We start from the raw sequence: 941 nt of genomic DNA on the forward strand, positions 1-941 counted from the left end.
TGACTTCTTTCGTTTTCAAGCCGAAGCCGGCCTACGAGCGGTGGTGTGGTCTCGTGGGCTCGGAGATGTCTATAAGCGAAACCCTGTAAACCGATCGGTTTCCATCGAGTCGGAATGGAGTTAACCTCGGAACATGACCACCGAAGCAATGCCAGGCTCCCGAGAGCGACTGCTGGAGGCAGCGGCCACACTCACCTACCGAGACGGCGTCAACATCGGCGTCGACGCGCTCTGCAAGGCGGCGGGAGTGTCCAAGCGCTCCATGTACAAGCTGTTCGAGAGCAAAGGCGAACTGCTGGCGGCAAGCCTGGAGGAACGCGCCTCCGCCTATGTGACGGCACTCCTTCCCGAGGCGGACGACAACCGTCCACCCCGCGAGCGGATCCTGCACGTCTTCGCACAGGCGGAGGCGCAGGCGGGAACACCCGACTTCCAGGGCTGCCGGTACCTCGTCGTACAGATCGAGCTCAAGGACCCGAGCCACCCCGCGAGCCAGGTGGCCCATCGGGTCAAGGAGGACCTGACGGCCTTCTTCCGCGCCGAGGCCGAGCAGGGCGGGGCGAGCGACCCGGACCTGCTGGCCCGGCAGCTGATCCTGGTCTTCGACGGCGCCAGCGCCCGCGCGGGAATCAAAGCCGACACGCGGGGCGGGCTCATCGCCCCCACCGTGACCGCCTTGATGGATGTGGCGGGCGTGCGCTGACGCGGCGCGTGACGAGCGGGCGCCGCACCTGATCGACAACCCGAAGGGGAGGCCCACCCCTTGGGCTTGCGCGCGGAAACCGATCGGTTTACTGTGGTGAAACTGATCGGTTTCTCGCCCGTGGCGGCGAGCCTCGCACCCACACCCCCAGGAGCACGGATGACTGCCGCGCGCGACACAGAGGGGCGCCCCACCCACCCCCCGCTTCCGGCGAAGCTCGCTGCCCACCCCTCCGTAC

1 protein-coding gene is annotated in these 941 nt (G+C 67.2%); it reads left to right on the forward strand.

The annotated features are described in order from the left end of the window. Positions 1-133: 133 nt before the first annotated feature. Entirely contained in the window at positions 134-703 is a 570-nt protein-coding gene (locus tag HLK59_RS50190; RefSeq protein ID WP_171148356.1) for a TetR/AcrR family transcriptional regulator, read from the forward strand. Positions 704-941: the final 238 nt, after the last annotated feature.

Origin of the sequence: Streptomyces sp. S3(2020), assembly GCF_013044505.1 — a bacterium.
Taxonomy (GTDB): Bacteria; Actinomycetota; Actinomycetes; order Streptomycetales; family Streptomycetaceae; genus Streptomyces.

What these genes read in the sequence shown, in the direction of transcription:
- HLK59_RS50190 (WP_171148356.1), top strand. Translation starts at nt 134, where the DNA reads ATGACCACCGAAGCAATGCCAGGCTCCCGAGAGCGACTGCTGGAGGCA.